The organism is Nonlabens sp. Hel1_33_55 (assembly GCF_900101765.1).
In the GTDB taxonomy this organism is placed as follows: domain Bacteria; phylum Bacteroidota; class Bacteroidia; order Flavobacteriales; family Flavobacteriaceae; genus Nonlabens.
Window position 1 is genome coordinate 2,910,125 of sequence record NZ_LT627735.1, and the last position, 18,000, is coordinate 2,928,124.

At 38.7% G+C, this 18,000-nt stretch carries 16 protein-coding genes and 1 tRNA gene; 9 read left to right on the forward strand and 8 right to left on the reverse strand.

Annotated elements, in window-relative coordinates; genetic code table 11:
* The first annotated feature begins 27 nt into the window (after positions 1 to 27).
* From BLO34_RS13120 to BLO34_RS13135, 4 genes are read left to right on the forward strand one after another with little or no spacing between them, the layout of a single operon-like run.
* Complete coding sequence (locus BLO34_RS13120) at positions 28 to 2,334, forward strand: M1 family metallopeptidase (protein WP_090755941.1); 2,307 nt, start codon at positions 28 to 30, stop codon at positions 2,332 to 2,334.
* 39 nt (positions 2,335 to 2,373) lie between these two features.
* On the forward strand, positions 2,374 to 3,231 hold the full coding sequence (locus BLO34_RS13125; RefSeq protein WP_172823972.1) for a hypothetical protein: 858 nt from the start codon (positions 2,374 to 2,376) through the stop codon (positions 3,229 to 3,231).
* 58 nt (positions 3,232 to 3,289) lie between these two features.
* Positions 3,290 to 3,556 (forward strand): twin-arginine translocase TatA/TatE family subunit, encoded by a 267-nt coding sequence (locus BLO34_RS13130; RefSeq protein WP_231959503.1) that lies wholly within the window; start codon positions 3,290 to 3,292, stop codon positions 3,554 to 3,556.
* Entirely contained in the window at positions 3,556 to 4,134 is a 579-nt protein-coding gene (locus tag BLO34_RS13135) for a phosphatase PAP2 family protein (RefSeq protein ID WP_090755946.1), read from the forward strand. Before BLO34_RS13130 ends, BLO34_RS13135 begins: the two co-directional genes overlap by 1 nt.
* Here the strand turns inward: BLO34_RS13135 and BLO34_RS13140 are convergent.
* The 5 genes from BLO34_RS13140 to BLO34_RS13160 form a co-directional block, all read right to left on the reverse strand.
* A complete protein-coding gene (locus tag BLO34_RS13140) occupies positions 4,111 to 4,764 on the reverse strand; it encodes an O-methyltransferase (protein ID WP_090756686.1) in 654 nt (217 codons plus the stop codon). The genes BLO34_RS13135 and BLO34_RS13140 overlap by 24 nt on opposite strands.
* Before the next feature lie 373 nt (positions 4,765 to 5,137).
* Positions 5,138 to 6,238, reverse strand: a complete 1,101-nt coding sequence (locus tag BLO34_RS13145) for a DUF4407 domain-containing protein (RefSeq protein ID WP_090755947.1) — start codon at positions 6,236 to 6,238, stop codon at positions 5,138 to 5,140.
* Positions 6,239 to 6,402: 164 nt separating this feature from the next.
* Positions 6,403 to 7,788, reverse strand: a complete 1,386-nt coding sequence (locus BLO34_RS13150) for a M56 family metallopeptidase (RefSeq protein ID WP_090755949.1) — start codon at positions 7,786 to 7,788, stop codon at positions 6,403 to 6,405.
* A 31-nt stretch (positions 7,789 to 7,819) separates the two neighbouring features.
* On the reverse strand, positions 7,820 to 9,991 hold the full coding sequence (locus tag BLO34_RS13155) for a M56 family metallopeptidase (RefSeq protein WP_090755950.1): 2,172 nt from the start codon (positions 9,989 to 9,991) through the stop codon (positions 7,820 to 7,822).
* A 2-nt stretch (positions 9,992 to 9,993) separates the two neighbouring features.
* Positions 9,994 to 10,359: a BlaI/MecI/CopY family transcriptional regulator gene (locus tag BLO34_RS13160; RefSeq protein WP_090755952.1), complete on the reverse strand. Its 366-nt coding sequence runs from the start codon at positions 10,357 to 10,359 to the stop codon at positions 9,994 to 9,996.
* A 402-nt stretch (positions 10,360 to 10,761) separates the two neighbouring features.
* Between BLO34_RS13160 and BLO34_RS13165 the strand changes: the two genes are divergently transcribed.
* Entirely contained in the window at positions 10,762 to 12,129 is a 1,368-nt protein-coding gene (locus tag BLO34_RS13165) for a cell wall anchor protein (protein WP_231959504.1), read from the forward strand.
* Between the two features lie 40 nt (positions 12,130 to 12,169).
* On the opposite strand, the gene BLO34_RS13170 is transcribed toward BLO34_RS13165, so the two are convergent.
* The 3 genes from BLO34_RS13170 to BLO34_RS13180 all read right to left on the reverse strand — a co-directional run bounded on the left by BLO34_RS13170 (position 12,170) and on the right by BLO34_RS13180 (position 15,547).
* On the reverse strand, positions 12,170 to 13,324 hold the full coding sequence (locus tag BLO34_RS13170) for a DoxX family protein (protein WP_157686829.1): 1,155 nt from the start codon (positions 13,322 to 13,324) through the stop codon (positions 12,170 to 12,172).
* Positions 13,325 to 13,548: 224 nt separating this feature from the next.
* On the reverse strand, positions 13,549 to 13,968 hold the full coding sequence (locus BLO34_RS13175) for an RDD family protein (protein WP_231959505.1): 420 nt from the start codon (positions 13,966 to 13,968) through the stop codon (positions 13,549 to 13,551).
* Between the two features lie 193 nt (positions 13,969 to 14,161).
* Positions 14,162 to 15,547: a dipeptidase gene (locus tag BLO34_RS13180; protein WP_090755957.1), complete on the reverse strand. Its 1,386-nt coding sequence runs from the start codon at positions 15,545 to 15,547 to the stop codon at positions 14,162 to 14,164.
* 112 nt (positions 15,548 to 15,659) lie between these two features.
* Between BLO34_RS13180 and BLO34_RS13185 the strand changes: the two genes are divergently transcribed.
* The 4 genes from BLO34_RS13185 to BLO34_RS13200 all read left to right on the forward strand — a co-directional run bounded on the left by BLO34_RS13185 (position 15,660) and on the right by BLO34_RS13200 (position 17,997).
* Positions 15,660 to 15,741: transfer RNA gene (locus BLO34_RS13185), tRNA-Leu, on the forward strand.
* 41 nt (positions 15,742 to 15,782) lie between these two features.
* Positions 15,783 to 16,103 carry a hypothetical protein gene (locus tag BLO34_RS13190; RefSeq protein ID WP_090755958.1) on the forward strand — a complete coding sequence of 107 codons (321 nt, stop codon included), beginning with the start codon at positions 15,783 to 15,785 and terminating at the stop codon, positions 16,101 to 16,103.
* Positions 16,104 to 17,033 (forward strand): tyrosine-type recombinase/integrase, encoded by a 930-nt coding sequence (locus BLO34_RS13195; RefSeq protein ID WP_090755960.1) that lies wholly within the window; start codon positions 16,104 to 16,106, stop codon positions 17,031 to 17,033.
* Between the two features lie 373 nt (positions 17,034 to 17,406).
* On the forward strand, positions 17,407 to 17,997 hold the full coding sequence (locus BLO34_RS13200; RefSeq protein WP_090755961.1) for a CHAP domain-containing protein: 591 nt from the start codon (positions 17,407 to 17,409) through the stop codon (positions 17,995 to 17,997).
* Positions 17,998 to 18,000: the final 3 nt, after the last annotated feature.

Below are 18,000 nucleotides of genomic sequence, written 5' to 3' on the forward strand. Positions count from 1 at the left end.
CAACAACTAGAAAAAAACCAATAATTAATGAAAGCAATTAAATTTTTGTTCATGAGTATGATGCTCATTTCTTTTGGCGCTTTTGCACAAGATGCACCAGCCGAAGAAAAAGCACCAGAACACTACAACGAGAACAAATTCCGTCAAATGTACCAGGAGTTTTCAACTCCTAATGAATACCGTAGCGCCAGTGGTGCACCAGGTCCAGCATATTATCAGCAACGTGCTGATTATGAAATGGACGTGCGTCTAGATGATGTTAACCATCATTTATATGGTTATGAAACCATCACATATACTAACAAATCTCCAGATGTACTTTCCTACTTATGGGTGCAGTTGGATCAAAACATGCGTGCAAAGGACAGTAAAACACCTATGATTGAAGGTGGAAGAATTGATCCTTATGCAACCGCTGCTGGATTTACCGGTAGTTTCTTAGAGCAACCATTTGATGGTGGATTTAATATTACCAAAGTTCTTGACAGTAAAGGAAACCCATTGAAATACACCATCAATCAAACGATGATGCGTGTGGAATTACCTTCAAAGCTAGAGTCTGGAAAATCTTTTGAATTTGACATTGAATGGGATTACAACATCAATGATCACGTGAATGGTCGTGGTCGTAGTGGTTATGAGCAAACCCCAGACGGTAACCGCTCTTATGTAATCGCACAGTTCTATCCACGTATGGCCGTTTATAATGACGTTGAAGGATGGCAAAACAGCCAGTTCTGGGGACGTGATGAATTTGCATTGCCATTCGGTTCTTTTGAAGTGAACATAACCGTTCCTTCTGACCACTGGTTAGACGGTACTGGTAAATTGACAAACCGCAAGGATGTCTATACTAAAGAAGAAATGAATCGCTATGAAAGAGCGACTAAATCATACGACAAGCCAGTAATTATAAGAACACAAGCTGAAGCTGAAAAAATGGCTCAAGGAAGTGCTGAAACAGCTCAAGGAACTAAAACTTGGAAACTGGAAGCAGACTTCGTTCGTGATTTCGGTTGGACATCTTCTAGAAGATATATCGCAGATGCGATGGCAGTAAAAGTTGGCAAAAGCGATGTAATGGCTGTTTCTATCTATCCGCCAGAAGGGAATCCACTTTGGGAGCAATGGTCAACTTATGCGGTTGCACAAACATTGGAATCCTACTCAAGAATGACATTTGATTATCCTTACCATAAGGCAATTTCAGTTCACGCAAAAAATCAAGGGATGGAGTACCCAATGATTTGTTGGAATTATGGACGTCCAGAAGAAGATGGTTCTTATTCTGACCGTGTGAAGTACGGAATGATTTCCGTTATTATTCACGAGGTAGGACACAACTATTTCCCGATGATTGTTAACTCTGACGAGCGCCAATGGACGTGGATGGATGAAGGTTTGAACACTTTTGTACAATATGTAGCAGAGCAGGATTTTGGAGAAAATTACCCAGAAGCCTTGAAAGGTGATACAGATCTTGATGCTTACCCATCACGTCGTGGACCAGCAGCAGCGATTGTACCTTATATGGGCGGCGATCAACGTTACATTGCACCAATTATGACTAAGGGTTTAAATACCTATCAGTTTGGTTCTAACGCTTACGCGAAACCTGCTACAGGTTTAAACATTTTGCGTGAAACGATCATGGGAAGAGAATTGTTTGATTATTCCTTCCGTGAGTATTCCAACAGATGGATGTTCAAGCACCCAACACCAGAAGATTTTTTCCGTACGATGGAAGATGCTAGTGCTGTGGATCTAGACTGGTTCTGGAGAGGTTGGTTCTACTCCACCCAATATACTGACATGGCTATAGGTGATGTAGAGCAATTCTATGTTTCCAATGAAGTTAATGCAGAGATGAAAGAACTTGCTGCAGAGCGTAATATTCCTCTAGAGCGATTCAAAGGTTTGGTTTTCATGGTTAAGAAAGACTCTGAAGATTACAAAGCAGAAATGGACGGTCAAGATCCTAAGGAAGATGCGGTAGCATTGAAAGAATACTTAATGGATAACTTCACACCTGAAGAAAGAGCACAGCTCAAAAACCCTAAGTATTTCTACCAAATCACCGTGGACAAACCAGGCGGATTGGTAATGCCTATCATCTTAGAATACACCTATGCTGATGGAACGACTGAAAAAGTAACGCACCCAGCAGAAATTTGGAGATACAATGACAAGCAAGTCACGTTGTCCAAAGGTTCTACTAAGGAGATTACAAAAATCGCCATCGATCCAGATCTTGAAACAGCAGATATAGACGTGTCCAACAATGTATGGCCACAAGAAGCTACTGTAGATAAGTTTGAAGAAATGAAGAATTAGTAAAGTTTCTTTGTAAATAAATACAAAGCCAGATTCACAATGAATCTGGCTTTTTTATGTTTGTATACTATGCGTGAGTCTTATTCCTATTTTTTGCTGGCTTTATTATGCTTAGGATTAACGTCCTGTGATGACGGTACAGACATGGACAATGATCTGGTAGAAATATTGGAACCTATTGATGATTTAGTGCGATTGCACCAGATCAGGATTGAGGACTCAAATCAGACGATTATACAGGATATCAATATCGAGTATGGCACCGATTCTTTAATTACTCAGATTAGATTTTCAGGAATGCAGGATGCTGTTTTTACAATGGAGTATGCCATTAATGATCGACTTGTAGCATTTGAAAAGTTGGAAAATGGACAAACTACCAGCAACAGTCTAGAATATTCAAACAACACTATTTTAGTACGAACAACACTGCCTGATATGACGGTTGAAGAACGAGAGTTGGTCATTGATTTTCAAAACCGCATCAATTTAGTTAGAAGCTATCAACTTAATAATGATGGTTCTAGGTCAATAGTAGATCAGACCCAATACGTATATACCCAAAACTTTAATGTGGAGCGCGTTAATAATTTGTCAGCAAGTGGTAATAGGGTAGAGTCATCTATAGAGCTTACCTATTTCTTCAATAACAATCCGTTTAGGGATATGAACGATGTTATCAGGTTTCTCATATTTAATGATTTCGTTCCATATACAAGATATCTTCCATCCACACTGGAAGAGCGAATCAACTCTAACGGACCACCAATAGATAGCCGATTCGTATCTTTTGAATACACCTTGCAAGAAGATGACTTTCCAAGTTCTCGAATGGTAGAAACAACCACTCCTACTGGTTTAGAAACCACCACGGAAACTTTCATCTATCAACCTTAATTAACGCTTTTCAATATTACAGATATTGGCTGCATCGTATATTTGCATCATGATTTCAATGCCTCTTTTTATAAGCATGCCAGAGATGATGATCGTAGGATTAGTCATTATCATGGTATTTGGCTCTGATAAACTACCTGAAATTGTACGAGGTATTGCAAAGGCAATGAACACGGTACGCAACGCCACAGATGACATCAAGAATGAGATTACCAAATCTGCAGATGAGCATGGGTTTTCAAAAGATGTCAAAGAAATTACCAAACAAATTGAGCAGGTAAAGGACCAGATTGAGGATTCTGGATCCATCAAACGCAAGTTTTAATGTGGGAAGACCTTGTCCAGATAGACCGTGATATATTTAGTTTTTTCAATGGTTTATGGATTGGTCAATTTACCGACTTCTGGTTGTTCGTCACCCAGATAGAACATTGGATCCCACTATATTTATTTTTCTTCGTTTTATTATATCAAGCGATGTCCTGGCGCAAAGGATTAGCTAGTATAGGAATGGTGCTGACAACAGCAGTGTTTACTTTATGGCTTACGGACTTTGTGAAGAACAATGTTGAGCGTTTGCGACCTAACAACGAACCCATGTTGATGGACAGTATCAACATAGCTCAAATGCCAGAGAATTTCAGCTTCTGGTCCGGTCATAGTGCGGTGAGTTTTGCAGCCACAACCATAGTGGTATTTCTGCTGCAGCATTACAAGCCTAGTAAGTGGTATTATTTATTTTATATCTGGCCCATCACCTTCGCATTATCTAGAATGTTTGTGGGAGTTCATTATCCAGCAGATGTGACCGTGGGAATGCTGGTAGGTTTGACCGCAGGATTTCTCTTCTATAAACTCACGATACTTCTTTTTGAAACTCTAGATGACGCGCGAAAGCGTTAATCCATCACGTACAGAAAATAATACGGTTTGCAATCTTGGGTCTTCTTTAAGCAGCCTATTATACTCCAATAGCACAGGTGTCGAAGTATCCTTAGGTTTGACCTCTTCCACAACTTTACCATGCCACAAAACATTGTCAGAAATGATCAAGGAACCTGATTTCACCTTTTGCATCACCTGATGAAAGTAGTTCACATAATTGGGCTTGTCAGCATCAATAAACACTAGATCAAACGTGCCTTCAAGCTCTGGAATAATTGTAGTGGCGTCACCTATTTTTTGATGCACGATGATCTTAGAGTTTACGCTTTCGCGAAAGCGGAATAAATAACCACCTGCAAAATCCTTCAACTCTTCATTGATATCAATCGTCACCAACTCGCTACCAGCAGGCATTCCTTCCATCAAGCAAATCGCAGAATAACCCGTAAACGTACCAATTTCCAAAACACGTTTAGGAGCGCGTAAGTGTGAGATCATACTTAAAACCCTACCTTGATAAGCACCGGATAACATAATAGGTTGTAGCACCTTCAAATGCGTTTCCCGAGTCAGATCCTTGAGAATCTGTGGTTCGTCTTGTGAGTGATTTACAATGTAATCGTCTAGATCTTTGGGTAAAAAAAACATGGCTGCAAGATAGTTTTTGTGGTGCTGGTTTGAAACCTCAGTGAAAGATGAGTTACGTTCAGTTTCCTCAAATACTTTTGATAAGAATATAGAATATGGAAAAAAGAAAATAGAGAATAGAGTCATGACCGCTGCGCTGCAAGACTCCTTGAAAAGTAGCACAATCTAAACCATTTCGAGCGGCAGCGTCGCACTGAGCCTGTCGAAGTGTCGAGAAACGGTTGGTTCATCTACTTCAAATTTTACTGGTAAATTCCCAAACATCCCACTAGAAAATAAGTCATTCCACTATACAGTGGAATGACCTATAAATAAAAAGCTGTCATGATTCTCGCCTCTAATCTCTTGACTCCATCCTCACAAAACGAATCTTCTATCCCAAAATGCCTTTCTGCTTTTCATAGAAAGCATCGGCTTGTTTTTGCATAAGCTGGCGAGCGGTTTTCTTTTTGTAATTGTACAGCTCATCCTCATCGGCAATGTCTGCATAGACGCGATTGTTCAGGTCGCGATCTGTTTGTACCATGACGGTTTGCTGTTGCTTTTGCTGAGTTACCCAAGATTTGACCAGGTCTTCACGCTCGGCTAGTTTGAAGTCGTATTCACCTTTGGGAGCAAGTAGTTTTGCAATAATCGGTGAGGTTTCAATGGCTAGAAATAGTAAAAAGATGAAAAACGAAATGATAAACGGTAGTTTGTTCAAGGCACTTATTCGCGCCATAAGGCCATCAAAATTATCAATGATAGGTTGTGTCGCTAGCAATTGAGCGGCTTCGCGATCTTGAACTTCAAGAAGCTGGGTTTCCAGCGCCAGGATTTTCTCTGCATTGGCTGGTTTTAGTGCGGTTAATTCGGCCAGTGCGGCGTCGTGTTTGTCGCGCTTCTCTTTATAGACTGGTCCTTTTCCCAAACGGTTAGTGCCAGATGTTCCTTCGGCCTCTGCGATGTAGGTGGCATAGAGTGCTTCGACTTCCGCCTCTTTGTTGGTGACCTCGTCTTTTAAATCTTGTATCGCTTTCGCGAAAGCGGACTCCTCAGCAGCAAAAAGCAATCCTACTTGCTCCTGATTCTCAAGGGTCATCTCGTTTTTTTCGGCAAGTAGCACGCGGTTGATTTCCTTCTCAAACATTTTGAGTTCGAGAGGCTTTGAAATTACTACAGCAATAATGATTGCTAGCAAAATACGTGGCGTTGCCTGCCAGATCTCGTTGATTTTCTTGTCACTTTTCTTGAGTGTACTCACGATATAACGGTCCAGATTGAAGATCAACATTCCCCAAACCAGCCCAAAAGCCGTTGCGACCCAATAGCTGTCAAAAACGGTGTAAAGCGCATAGGCAGACGCAAAGAAAGCCATGAGCGCGGTAAAGAAAACGGTGGCGCCTATCCCAGCGTATTTGTTGCGCTCTCCAGCACTACACTTATCCAACAGATCTGAATCTGCACCGCTACAAAAAATGAAAAATGATTGCATGTAAACTTTTAGTTAGACGTATATAACGCTCTAGGTGGTAAAATGTTACATGGATGAAATAAAATTGATAGACTTTAATGTTCTATATGTTTAGGGCTCTGAACTTACACTGGCGTACGCTAGAATTACGTCTTGAGTTAATCGATCTCTATAAACTGGGTTCTTCAATTTTCAAGTGTGTCTTTTCCCAGCGACTTTCTTAAGTTTTCGTACATCTGTTCTTGAATTTGTTTATTACGGATTTTGTAATCAGGAAATATTAAGAACGTAATAACACCGTTCTCCATATACTTTGTCATTTCTCTACCTTTAAAACTTATACCTTTTAATTGCTCTAATGACAATTCTTGCATCTTCTCTTTACTATTGATTGATAAATTCTGAATTTTTAATTTACCAGTATCTATATTTTGAGTAAGTGTATTTTTATTTCTTAAAAGATTGTTTATCTCTCTTTCTGCATCATACTTAGTGGTTATGTGTAGTTTATTTTTTTCAAGATCTACTTCATCACCGCTCATAGTATAAAGTTTAGTCTGGAAATTATCTAAAATCTCATATTTGAAATCTTGATAATTATAGGTCAAAGTGCCTTTCTTTTGGTACCCGTCAATATCAATCCCAAAAACATGATTATCCATTTCAGGCATAATTATGTCATGATTGACCACAGGTTCTACTATGGTTTTTTCCTTGCCACAACTTATAACTAAAAGAGCAACTACAGCAATTATAGCCAGACTTCTTAAAAGAATGCTGTAGTTGGAAGTGTTGGTTTTCATAATGGTAAATCTTTTTTTGATGATGGGAAAGTTGAACGTATTTGCAAGTGAGCGGTTTTGGCTTCTTGCAGCATATTGCAATAATGTTTCTTGATAGGTTTTTGTGTCCACACCTTGCTCTATAACGGCTTGATCTGCTAAAAACTCATGATTCAATTTCATGGAATATTTGATGATATAAATCAGCGGATTGAACCAAGTGAAAACCATCATTAACTCTATCGAAAAAATATCGATGCTGTGCTTTTGATCTAAGTGTGCTTTTTCATGCTCCATAACTTCTAGCGGAATTCTTCCAGCTTGATATTCTTTTATATCTACATATATAGTATTCCAAAAGGAATGAGGCACGACTACCTTAGGTCTTAAAATCAATCGGTAGTCTTGAAAGCTATCCAACTGATCTATGGATTTTAAACGAAGTCCATATAGGTTCTTAATAAACCGGAATAACATCACTATGAAGCCGATAGCGTAAACTGCAAGCAGGACTAAACCCCAATTTATCGTGAATGAATTATCTATTGCAACTACATTCATAGGCACTGGTGAAACTTGTTCAAAAGCCTGCTGAGGCATCGCCTGAAAACTGTACAATGGAATGACTACGGTTTTCACAACGAGCATTGGAATTAATATAGAAACCACCAGTGCAGTTAAAAGATAAAATCTCTTGAATTGATGCCAGCTGGTGTTTTCCAATAGTAGTTTATACACAAGCCATAGGACAAACAGGCAGATAGAGCTATTGATTAGGAAGTGTTGCATCGTGCCGGTTTTTATTTATGAAACATTTTTTTTATTTGATATCAACTTTATTTCTAAACACTTGTTCAAAGCCAGCCTTTGTAAATAATCTTACTTGAAACGGCTGTGGAAATTTGAAAGATCTGGCATTATTATAGACTTTACTTTTAGCAAAATGTACAAAATCTGAGTAGGTATATTGCTCTAGGATTTTGTTGTCAATTACCTTACCATCGATCCACACAGCATACTCGGACTTATTTTTAAGTGCTTCAAATTGTCGACGGTTGGGTTGATTGGGTTGCACCTCGTTCAGATCAAAAGAAAGCAATGCCGGCAGTTTTTCAACACTGCTTTTTTGCGACGATGACATTTGAGCATAGATTTTCTTCAATTTTTCCAAATCAGAGTTTTTCCAAACCCGATCATTGCCTCTGTAAGAATCTTGAATAAGTTTCTTGTATTCAGCCATCATTTGTTTTGTGGCATGGGTAGAGTCTTGGATCTGAATCGTATTCATGACGTATAGCTTACCTTTAATTTGATTTGATACTGAATTTACAGAGGATTGTAGAGCCTGCTCTAAATTCTTTTCCACTTCTATTATTTCAGGTCGTAATGGCGGATTAATTAGTTTTTTATCATCAGACGACATTTTTATTCTTATAGATTGTTTTCCGTTCGCGTCTTTTAAAACTTGAACCTTATCTTGACCTATAGACTTTATCGTTTTGATTGCAGCTGCGGCATTGACTTCTTTATCATTGATGTAATAGTTTAGATCTTCTTTATTTGCCTCGATAAATTCTAATGGAGATAATGGTGGTGGCGGTGGCGGTAAAATAAATTTACTTAAGTTCAATTTTCCGTCAGATAGTTTTCTTAAATCTACAACCTCGAAATATTCGTTAAGAAAAATAGTTTCAGATGCGTCATTCGAACGATAATATTTAAATCCATTATTCTCAGCTATTTCTGTAATTTCAATAATATCCTCACCGTATTTTTTCTTTAAATCACCTAAGCTGGATTCGATAGCCTTATTATTTTTTAGGTCATAAGTGAAATCTTCATTGATTGAGGAAACAACTTTTTTGCTTTCAGCAATAGGTTTTCCTCTTAAGGGTTCTTCTTCTATAACCTCAACTTCAATAACTGGAAGAGTATAACCATCGGCGGTGTAATCCCATTTTAGATTTTCAGCATCATATAATTCTAGTTCTCCTTCAGAATTATATTTATAGGTATATTTATATCCATTTTTCAGTGTAATTGTTCCTTCCTTTGTACCGACTTTAATAAAAAGCGTTTTCTCATTAATCTTCTTTGAGTCGTCCTCGACAATAATTGTTTCTTCAACTTCTAGATATTCGACTTCTTCCTCGCCACAGGCAATAAATAGAAGCGCTAGAACTGGAACAATGGCAAGACTTCTTAAAAGTCCGCTGGCGGTGGTGGTGTGTGTTTTCATAATGGTAAATCTTTTTTTGATGATGGGAAAATTAAAGGTATTTGCCAGTGCCCGATTCTGGCTATTGGACGAGTAGGAGAGTAGTGTTTCTTGATAGGATTTGGTATCAACTCCATTAGCCAAAACAGCTTGATCGGCTAGGAACTCGTGATTGAGTTTGATGGAATACTTGATCAAATACATTAGCGGATTGAACCACATGAGCACAATCAATAATTCTATAAATAGAATATCAATGCTATGCTTTTGATCCAGATGTGCTTTCTCATGTTCCAAAACAGCATTTGGAATAGCGCCTGATTGATAATCGGTTTTGGAAGCGTAGATCCTACCAAAAAACGAATGCGGTATTTGAATCAGTTCCCTCAATACCAATTTGTAATTTTCATAGGAGCTTACTTCATCAGAAGTCTTGATGCGCAAGTCATATAGATTTTTAATAAACCTAGCGGCCATGATAAATACTCCAATACCGTAGATCGCTAGCAAGATCATGTTCCAGTCTAACGTGAAGCCAGTCTCTATGACTTCGCTAGTTGCAGCTTCCATGGTTGTAAAATCAATCGTACCTCCAGAAGTAAACGGAACTACAACAGTACGAACCACAATAAACGGAATCACTGCAGAAATGAGAATGGCTGCGAGAAAGTAATACCTCTTGAACTGATGCCAACTCGTATTTTCCAGCAATAGCTTGTAAACCAGCCATAAGCTGAACAAACAAACCGAGCTATTGATTAAGAAATGTTCCATGGCTATTGCTTTTTAATTTGGTCATCGATGATCTTCTTGAGTTCTTTCAATTCTTTTTGAGAAAGGTTGGTCTCCTTAGTAAAGAAGGAAGCAAATTGAGCCGAACTATCATTGAAGAAATTTTTGATCAATCCGTTGACATGCTTGGAGAAGTAGGCGCTTTTTTCTACCAGTGCATAATACTGACGGCTGTTTCCTAGCAGGTTGTAGCCCACAAAACCTTTATCGGTCATGCGCTTGAGCATGGTGGCGATAGTGGTATTGGCTGGTTTAGGTTCTGGATAGGCTTCTAGCAAATCTTTCATGAAAGCTTTTTCTTCCTTCCAGAGTATATTCATTAACTCTTCCTCCGATTTCGATAATTTCATTTCTACAAGTTTAGATCGTATTCTACAAATGTAGAATAATAATTCAGTTCTACAAGTGTAGAGGTAAAGTTTTTACTATTTAAAAATTCAAACCGTTTCAATAACCTTTGTTGTAGGTAGGATTTTGCGGTATCAATTGAGATAGGAAAAGCTCGGTTTAATTTCTTAAAAGAATAAATTATTGATATCAGTTATTAAATGCATCAATAACCCATTCGAATACATTTTATCGATTCAAAGGAAGATAAAAAGCATTATAAACGGAATAATGAACTATTGTTAATTAAAATCATTAACTTTATTATCAATTGTTAAAACAAACCTACATTGAAAAATTTGATAGTAGTTTTTTGTTGTGTTTTCTGCTTAAATTCATTTGGTCAGGTTGGAATAGGAACCACAATGCCTGACCCATCAGCATTATTGGAGATTAATTCAACTACACAAGGTTTACTCACTCCTAGAATGACGACTGCGCAGCGCCTCGCTATAAGTAATCCAGCAAATGGTTTATTGGTATATGATCTAACTGAAAATAGCTTCTTCTTTTTTGAAGATAACAGCTGGGAATCGATGGATCCAATTAAAAGACGAACGAAATATAAATTGGTTCAAAGTATTGCTGATCTACAAGAAGAGTTGACTGCAGGATCAGGATCAAGTTATTTATTACAGACTGACTTTCTCTATGAAATCAATGGGTTGATCAATTTTGATTTCCCCATCAATCTTAATGGCGCCTATATTGAAGGCGTAGACTCTTCATCTGACGTGTTAAGAAACAATACTTCTGGAGCACTTTTTCAAGGATCCAGCGGCGGTGGTTTGCGCAATCTTACCATATCTGGTAACGGCAAACAGTTATTCAATATCACAGGCAATACTTCAGATTTATTATTAATTAATAACACCGTGATTGCGGGAGCGAGTAACGTCGGAACTTTGAGTGGTCTTGGAACCGTATTTTTAAGTGTGACACAATACGTAGGTAATGGTACTGGATTAACAATAGATAATATTGCCAACTTTTTTGTGAGTAATATTTTCTGGACTGCCTCAAACACAGGGACGTTTATGAGATTTACAGGAACTTTTAGCAACCTGCAAATGAATGGTGGACGTATAGAAGCAGGTAATAGTGAGATAGGAATTGATGTGAGCTCAAATCCTACAATTACAAATGATGCCACACTTGCCCAGTTAAGTTTTGTAGGGAATGGAATCTTGGTGAGTAGATATACAACAGGTAGTTATACTGGTTTCAACTTTACTAAGGATTGGAATGTCAACTGTTCCGGTATTCCTACTGAAACAGATGAAGTGTCTAGTGGTAACATTTATTATGGTGGCGCGGTTGTGGATTTTTATTCACAAAGTGTGACAGCAGCAAGTGGCACACCTTTTTCATTAGGTAGTACTAATAACTTTGTGGCTTCTAACCTTTTTAGATTCCGGTCTGCTGATAATAACAACGATTTAATTTATGAAGGAAAAAAAAGTCGTTCTATACAGATATCGGTTTCCATTAGTTTAAGGGTTTATGATGCTGCGGGCGAATTTTATGCTTTTGCAATCGCTCAAAATGGTTCCATAGTTAATGAAACCACAAGTTTGATTAGGATCGATGATGATTTACAGATTCAAAGCGTGGCTTTAAATGGCGTTTTAGCTGTAAATCCAAATGATAGAATCGAGATATTTGCAACTCGATATAATGGTGGCGGGACAGACACAATTAGAGTTTATTCCCAAAACATTAGTGTTCGATAGTTGGTGTTTCCGCTTTCGCGAAAGCGAACTAACGTTCTAACTACCTATTATAAGGCGATTCATTCACCCAGTGAAAACCACGATTTGTCAAACGAAAGCTTTTTAAATCTTTAGCTTTGAGCTCGACAAGTAAAGAATCAGGACTACTTAGACTTTGCAATTTCATGTTTACCGAATCTACAGACCTTAAACTAAGGTTGTAGCTATCAAATTTAGAATCAGTAGCATACATCTTGATTTTGGTTTTGGTACTGTCCAGTTCAAATCTGTAGGATTTGATGCTATCATTGGTCATTTTGACTGATGCTCGGTTCTCATTGTCAAGAACCAAATAACGCCACCGGCCAGTAGCCGTTGTCAATGGGGCTAGCGTGTCACCTTGCTGCACATGAGTCTGCACTTCCCAGATTCCATAATAATCTGGTTTATCTCTTTTATGGCCTATGTTATATTCTGCAATAAAACCACCTACTGAGAAAGCAAGTACGAGCAGCACACCCACAATCCACTTGAAGTACACGACAATTTTGTTCCATGTTTCACCATCTGCCGGATTGTAATAATCATAACTCTTGACCGCCTTGTTCTTGAAAAAGACATCCACAAAACGCCGGCTGTCCGTCAGGAATATAAATAGTCCCATCAGCACCAGATGAACGGAAAAAATCTTTACAGGAATATCATAGGTAAAATTCATTACTGCCACGTGAGTCATCACCCCAATAACAACAAGTGCGCCCAGTGTTTGGGTACGTCTGGGAATAAGTAGAATACCACCTAGAACCTCTGCAAAACCGACGAATACGTTAAAGGCATTACTATGACCCATATACGTCCACGCCAGTCCCATGGGCGACATATCGCCTACAGGTTGCAACAATCGCAAGAGCGATGGATCCATAAATTGAATCTTAAAAACCTTGACCATTCCATAAGTGAGCATGAAGAAAATCAAGAAAATGCGTAGCACCACGATAAACCAATAGCGCAGTTTATTGTAAGACGGTCGTTTAAAATCTATCGCCGTCCAGATTGCGGTTCCCAATACCGCAAGAACCGTTTGTAAAAATAGCGCCAGCCATGACATGGTATCATCACCGCTACCGGTTGACACAGTTTCCAACCTGCCCGAAGTCTCAAATATGGTGCGGCCTATCCACGATAGGATGGGATCCATAAAAATCCTCGCGGGCATGAAAAACATATACAGGCCAAAAAACAAAAAGCAAAACCTGAAAAAGATCTTGGAAGCCGGCGACCACTGTGCGCGATATTCTTGAGTCAGTAACATGATAATGTAGGTTGGTTATCAGTTTGACTTTATTTGATTTAAAAAGTTACAGTTGAATGAGTTCGCTTTCGCGAAAGCGGAAACATATCAGTCCACTTTAACAGCTCAAAATCTTTGCGTCTTAACCATCATCTTTGAATCACGATGGATTGTACAGCCATATCATGTACCGCTTTCTTGTTTTTAGTCATCGAGATAGTGACCAATGATAACCAGCCCAATAGGACTTTGATGATCCATCTGACTAATGCCTTGAAAAAATTAATGTTCTCATGAGGCTGATTTTCTTGGCGAACGGTGATGTCACTAAACATATGACCTATAGTTCCGCCAAAAAGGCTCACCATTAGCGGTTCATATAGCAAAAATAGGATCACGGCAATGGCAATTCTAATAGCATCTGGAACGTTTTCAAAATTTCCCAAAAGTTGTGACGCGCCGTACATGGCTCCTATAATAAGGATCCCATCAATAACTGCCGCCTTTACACGATCTGGTATAGAGGCGTATTCTATTATAATTTTATCACTAATCGAGTTGGATTCCATTCCTAGCATTTTAAGAAGGCTGCAGCAATAGTACCAATATTGTGGCTAGTATCATCGATGCGACAGCGATTGTAGCGGCATCCTTTTATGTAGAATCGTGAGCTGTGGCGATCGATTTAACAAAAAAGATATAGCGTAAAGCGCGGTTCCAGCCACTTAAGGCTGGAAGTCGCCCACAAAAATCAACCAATGCTTATTTGCTCATTTCAGTGAAATGCTTATAAAAATGCGGAATCGTTTCTATGCCTTTCAAGTAATTCCAGATCCCAAAATGTTCGTTAGGCGAGTGGATCGCATCACTATCCAGACCGAAGCCCATGAGGATGGATTTTGAATTAAGTTCCTTTTCAAAAAGCGCCACAATGGGAATGGATCCACCACTGCGCTGCGGTATAGGCGTCTTGCCAAAGGTATCTTCATAAGCCGCACTCGCCGCTTGGTAACCGATGCTGTCGATGGGCGTGACGTATGCCGTGCCGCCGTGATGTGGTTTGACCTCAACAGTCACGCTGTCTGGTGCGATGTTTTCAAAGTGTTTCTTGAATAGCTCTGTTATTTCCTTCCAGTTTTGATCTGGAACGAGTCGCATAGAGATCTTGGCAAATGCTTTGCTGGCGATAACGGTTTTGGCGCCTTCACCAGTATATCCGCCCCAAATTCCATTAACGTCCAGCGTTGGTCGTATGCTGTTGCGCTCATTCGTTGTGTATCCTTTCTCACCATGTTCTGCCGCGATGTTGAGTGCTTTGTTGTAGTTCTTTTGAGAGAATGGAGCTTTGGCCATTTCGGCGCGTTCTTCTTTGCTTAGTTCTTCAACCTTGTCGTAGAATCCAGGAATGGTAATGTGGTTGTTCTCGTCATGCAATGAAGCAATCATTTGGCACAATATGTTGATAGGGTTGGCCACCGCGCCACCGTACAATCCGGAGTGTAAATCGCGATTAGGTCCAGTGACTTCAACTTCTACATAACTGAGTCCACGAAGTCCCGTCGTAATGCTGGGTGTTTCTTTAGAGATCATTCCCGTGTCGGAAATAAGGATGACATCGTTGGCCAACTTCTCACGGTTGCGTTCCAAGAACCAGCCTAGCGACTCGCTGCCCACTTCTTCTTCACCTTCGATCATGAATTTCACGTTACACGGTAGTTCATTGTTTTCCGTCATGAATTCCATGGCTTTGACATGCATATACATCTGACCTTTGTCGTCGCATGCACCACGAGCGAATATCGCACCGTCAGGATGCAGCTCTGTTTTTTTTATGACAGGTTCAAATGGCGGACTGTCCCAAAGATTGATGGGATCTGGCGGTTGCACATCGTAATGTCCATAGACTAAAACTGTAGGTAGATTTTTGTCAATGATTTTCTCTCCGTAAACAATGGGATAACCAGGCGTCTCACAAATTTCCACATGGTCGCAACCTGCCTTTTCCAGTGCTGTTTTTACGACTTCGCTCGTTTTGATAACATCCTCCTTGTATGCTTTGTCTGCGCTTATGGAAGGTATTTTCAATAGATCCACGAGTTCTTCAATAAATCTGTCCTTATGTTGGTCAACGTATGCTTTGGTATTCATTTATTAGGTGTTTGAGGTAAAGATAAGAAGCTCAAAATTTTCTTATTACAAAGAATTTGTAATATCGGGAAAGTATGTATATTTGCCGTCCCAAATAGGGAATTACCAGTACGCGGATGTGATGGAACTGGTAGACATGCTAGACTTAGGATCTAGTGCTTCACGGCGTGCAGGTTCGATTCCTGTCATCCGCACTTCTAAGAAAAGGCCGCTATATCAGCGGCTTTTCTTATGTTTGACAACTTTTATAGTTGAACAAGAAAAGCCTGCCGAGTATCAAGGCGAGTATCATTTTATAATAACTGTGGGTAAAAATAACTACGAACGACCAAAGCTTTATATTCCTAAAGTATTGAAGAATGGTAAAAAGGTCCCCACCGTTGCACCAGGAAAACGCTGGTATATCTATTTTAGATATGAAGGAAAACTTGTTAAGTTATATAAAGGACTTAATAAATTTAGAACAGTTTCCGATCGTAAAAGAGTTGGGCTTGCTTTACAAGAAGCGATTACTGAAGCATTACGTAGAGGGTGGTCGCCTCTTGAAAAAAAGTGATTGGATCGAGAAGAAGGTTCACTCTTGACATTGGAACATGCTCTCAAATCCGCATTATCTCATAAGAAAGGTGTACTTAAAGAAAGTACCTACGGTCAATATGAAAACGCTTACAATCGGTTCATAGATTGGTGCAAACAGAATATGATTGCTGGTGTTTTGATAAATGAATTTAATAGAAGACAGTTCGCAACCTACCTTAACTATTTAAAAAAAGAAGGAAATAATCCTACCAGCGTCAACAATAATAAAAGAGCTATAAGTGCTCTATTTAGCAAACTGGTAGCAGATTATGTGATCGAATTTAACCCTATTGCAGGCATAAAAACTGAAACTAGTAAACCTCTCAAAAATAGACCTTTCACAGTAGTCCAGTTGACCAAAGTATTAAAGTTCTGTGAGTCGAATGATCCTTACATGTTGAACTTTATCAAGTTCATGGTTTTTGCAATGTTAAGGCCTAGAGAAGTGATACGTCTTCAAAAAAAGAGCATTACCGACAATTTGATATTCGTTGATACTAAAAAGGGAATGGCTACCATCAATATAATTGATAAGCTAAAACCTCTGGTTTCTGAACTTGTTGCGCAATGCAGCAGTGATGAAGATACCTTGCTGACTTATAAAAATAAACCTATGGTTTGGACCGCAAGTGAGAAAGGAAAAACAAATGTCTTTACTCGTAGGTTCAAAAAAATTAAAGACAAGATAGGTCTTGATGAAAATTATGGATTGTATAGCTTTCGTCATACAGCGATTTACCACTTATACCAATCCTATATGGATGATGGTCTTTCACACTCTGAGATCATTAATAAGCTCTTGCCTATCACTCGACATAAGAGTGAAAAAGAATTAACAGCTTATTTGCGTGAAGTAGGAGCCATGTTACCGCCTGATTATAGTGAGCGTTTTACTTTTAATCTTTAACAATCAGCTTCAGTATTATATTGAAAATAGAATAACCTGCGGTTATAATACAACTAGCTGTTTATCCTATTCCGCTATTGCTTTCTTTCACCGATTAATTTGTAGTAACCGCTGCTTTGGTTTTGAGAAGTTTTGGGTTTAACCATCGGTTATTTGTAATCCGACAATTAACAAAACCTTTTTTTCAATGCTTTAAATGTGTATTCATTAAGTAATCAGAGGTTTTAACCTAAGGTTGTTTTGTCAACTTAGACCCTCATAAATTGGATGCATCTGCAACATAGATTTTAATTTTTAAATCTTGCTTCACTTCGAGAATAGGCATCTTAAAGTATATCTAGTATATTCATAATCCCCTAAATTATAAACATTGATGTCCAAATCCTATTTGAAATACATAGTGTTAAGTTGTTTCATAGTCTTAGTGATTGGACTAGGGTTTTTACATACCCAAACTAATCTCCTCAAAAATTATGAAGTAGGAGATGAGGTGGATAGCTTTAATGGTGTAGTCGTTTACTATAACGGTTCGGTTAGTAATGTAGAAGGAAGAAGAGTAACCAACGGTTATAATGTTGGTCTCAAATATCAATGTGTGGAATTTGTCAAACGCTATTATTTGGAATATTTGAATCATAAAATGCCCGATAGCTACGGTCACGCAAAAAGCTTTTATAATCCTAACGTTGTTGACGGTACAATAAATAAGCAGCGTGGTCTACTTCAATATAGAAATGGCAGTCTGAGCAAACCAAAAGTAGATGATCTGATTGTTATGGATGGTACCATGGGTAATCCTTATGGGCACGTTGCTATTATATCAAAGGTTAATGATGGCTCCATAGAAATAATCCAACAAAACCCTGGGCCTACTTCGCTTTCTAGAGTTTCTTATAAGCTGACACAAAGAGGGAAAAAGTGGATTGTTGAAAAATCTAATGTTCTAGGATGGCTGAGAAAATGATAC

Excerpts from the sequence above, each read along its gene's own strand:
- BLO34_RS13140 (WP_090756686.1), bottom strand. The coding sequence starts at position 4,764 with ATGTTTTTTTTACCCAAAGATCTAGACGATTACATTGTAAATCACTCA.
- BLO34_RS13175 (WP_231959505.1), bottom strand. The coding sequence starts at position 13,968 with ATGGAATCCAACTCGATTAGTGATAAAATTATAATAGAATACGCCTCT.
- BLO34_RS13160 (WP_090755952.1), bottom strand. The coding sequence starts at position 10,359 with ATGAAATTATCGAAATCGGAGGAAGAGTTAATGAATATACTCTGGAAG.
- BLO34_RS13130 (WP_231959503.1), top strand. The coding sequence starts at position 3,290 with ATGCCTCTTTTTATAAGCATGCCAGAGATGATGATCGTAGGATTAGTC.
- BLO34_RS13125 (WP_172823972.1), top strand. The coding sequence starts at position 2,374 with ATGAATCTGGCTTTTTTATGTTTGTATACTATGCGTGAGTCTTATTCC.
- BLO34_RS13155 (WP_090755950.1), bottom strand. The coding sequence starts at position 9,991 with ATGGAACATTTCTTAATCAATAGCTCGGTTTGTTTGTTCAGCTTATGG.
- BLO34_RS13180 (WP_090755957.1), bottom strand. The coding sequence starts at position 15,547 with ATGAATACCAAAGCATACGTTGACCAACATAAGGACAGATTTATTGAA.
- BLO34_RS13145 (WP_090755947.1), bottom strand. The coding sequence starts at position 6,238 with ATGCAATCATTTTTCATTTTTTGTAGCGGTGCAGATTCAGATCTGTTG.
- BLO34_RS13120 (WP_090755941.1), top strand. The coding sequence starts at position 28 with ATGAAAGCAATTAAATTTTTGTTCATGAGTATGATGCTCATTTCTTTT.
- BLO34_RS13165 (WP_231959504.1), top strand. The coding sequence starts at position 10,762 with ATGCCTGACCCATCAGCATTATTGGAGATTAATTCAACTACACAAGGT.
- BLO34_RS13135 (WP_090755946.1), top strand. The coding sequence starts at position 3,556 with ATGTGGGAAGACCTTGTCCAGATAGACCGTGATATATTTAGTTTTTTC.
- BLO34_RS13170 (WP_157686829.1), bottom strand. The coding sequence starts at position 13,324 with ATGCCCGCGAGGATTTTTATGGATCCCATCCTATCGTGGATAGGCCGC.
- BLO34_RS13200 (WP_090755961.1), top strand. The coding sequence starts at position 17,407 with ATGTCCAAATCCTATTTGAAATACATAGTGTTAAGTTGTTTCATAGTC.
- BLO34_RS13150 (WP_090755949.1), bottom strand. The coding sequence starts at position 7,788 with ATGCAACACTTCCTAATCAATAGCTCTATCTGCCTGTTTGTCCTATGG.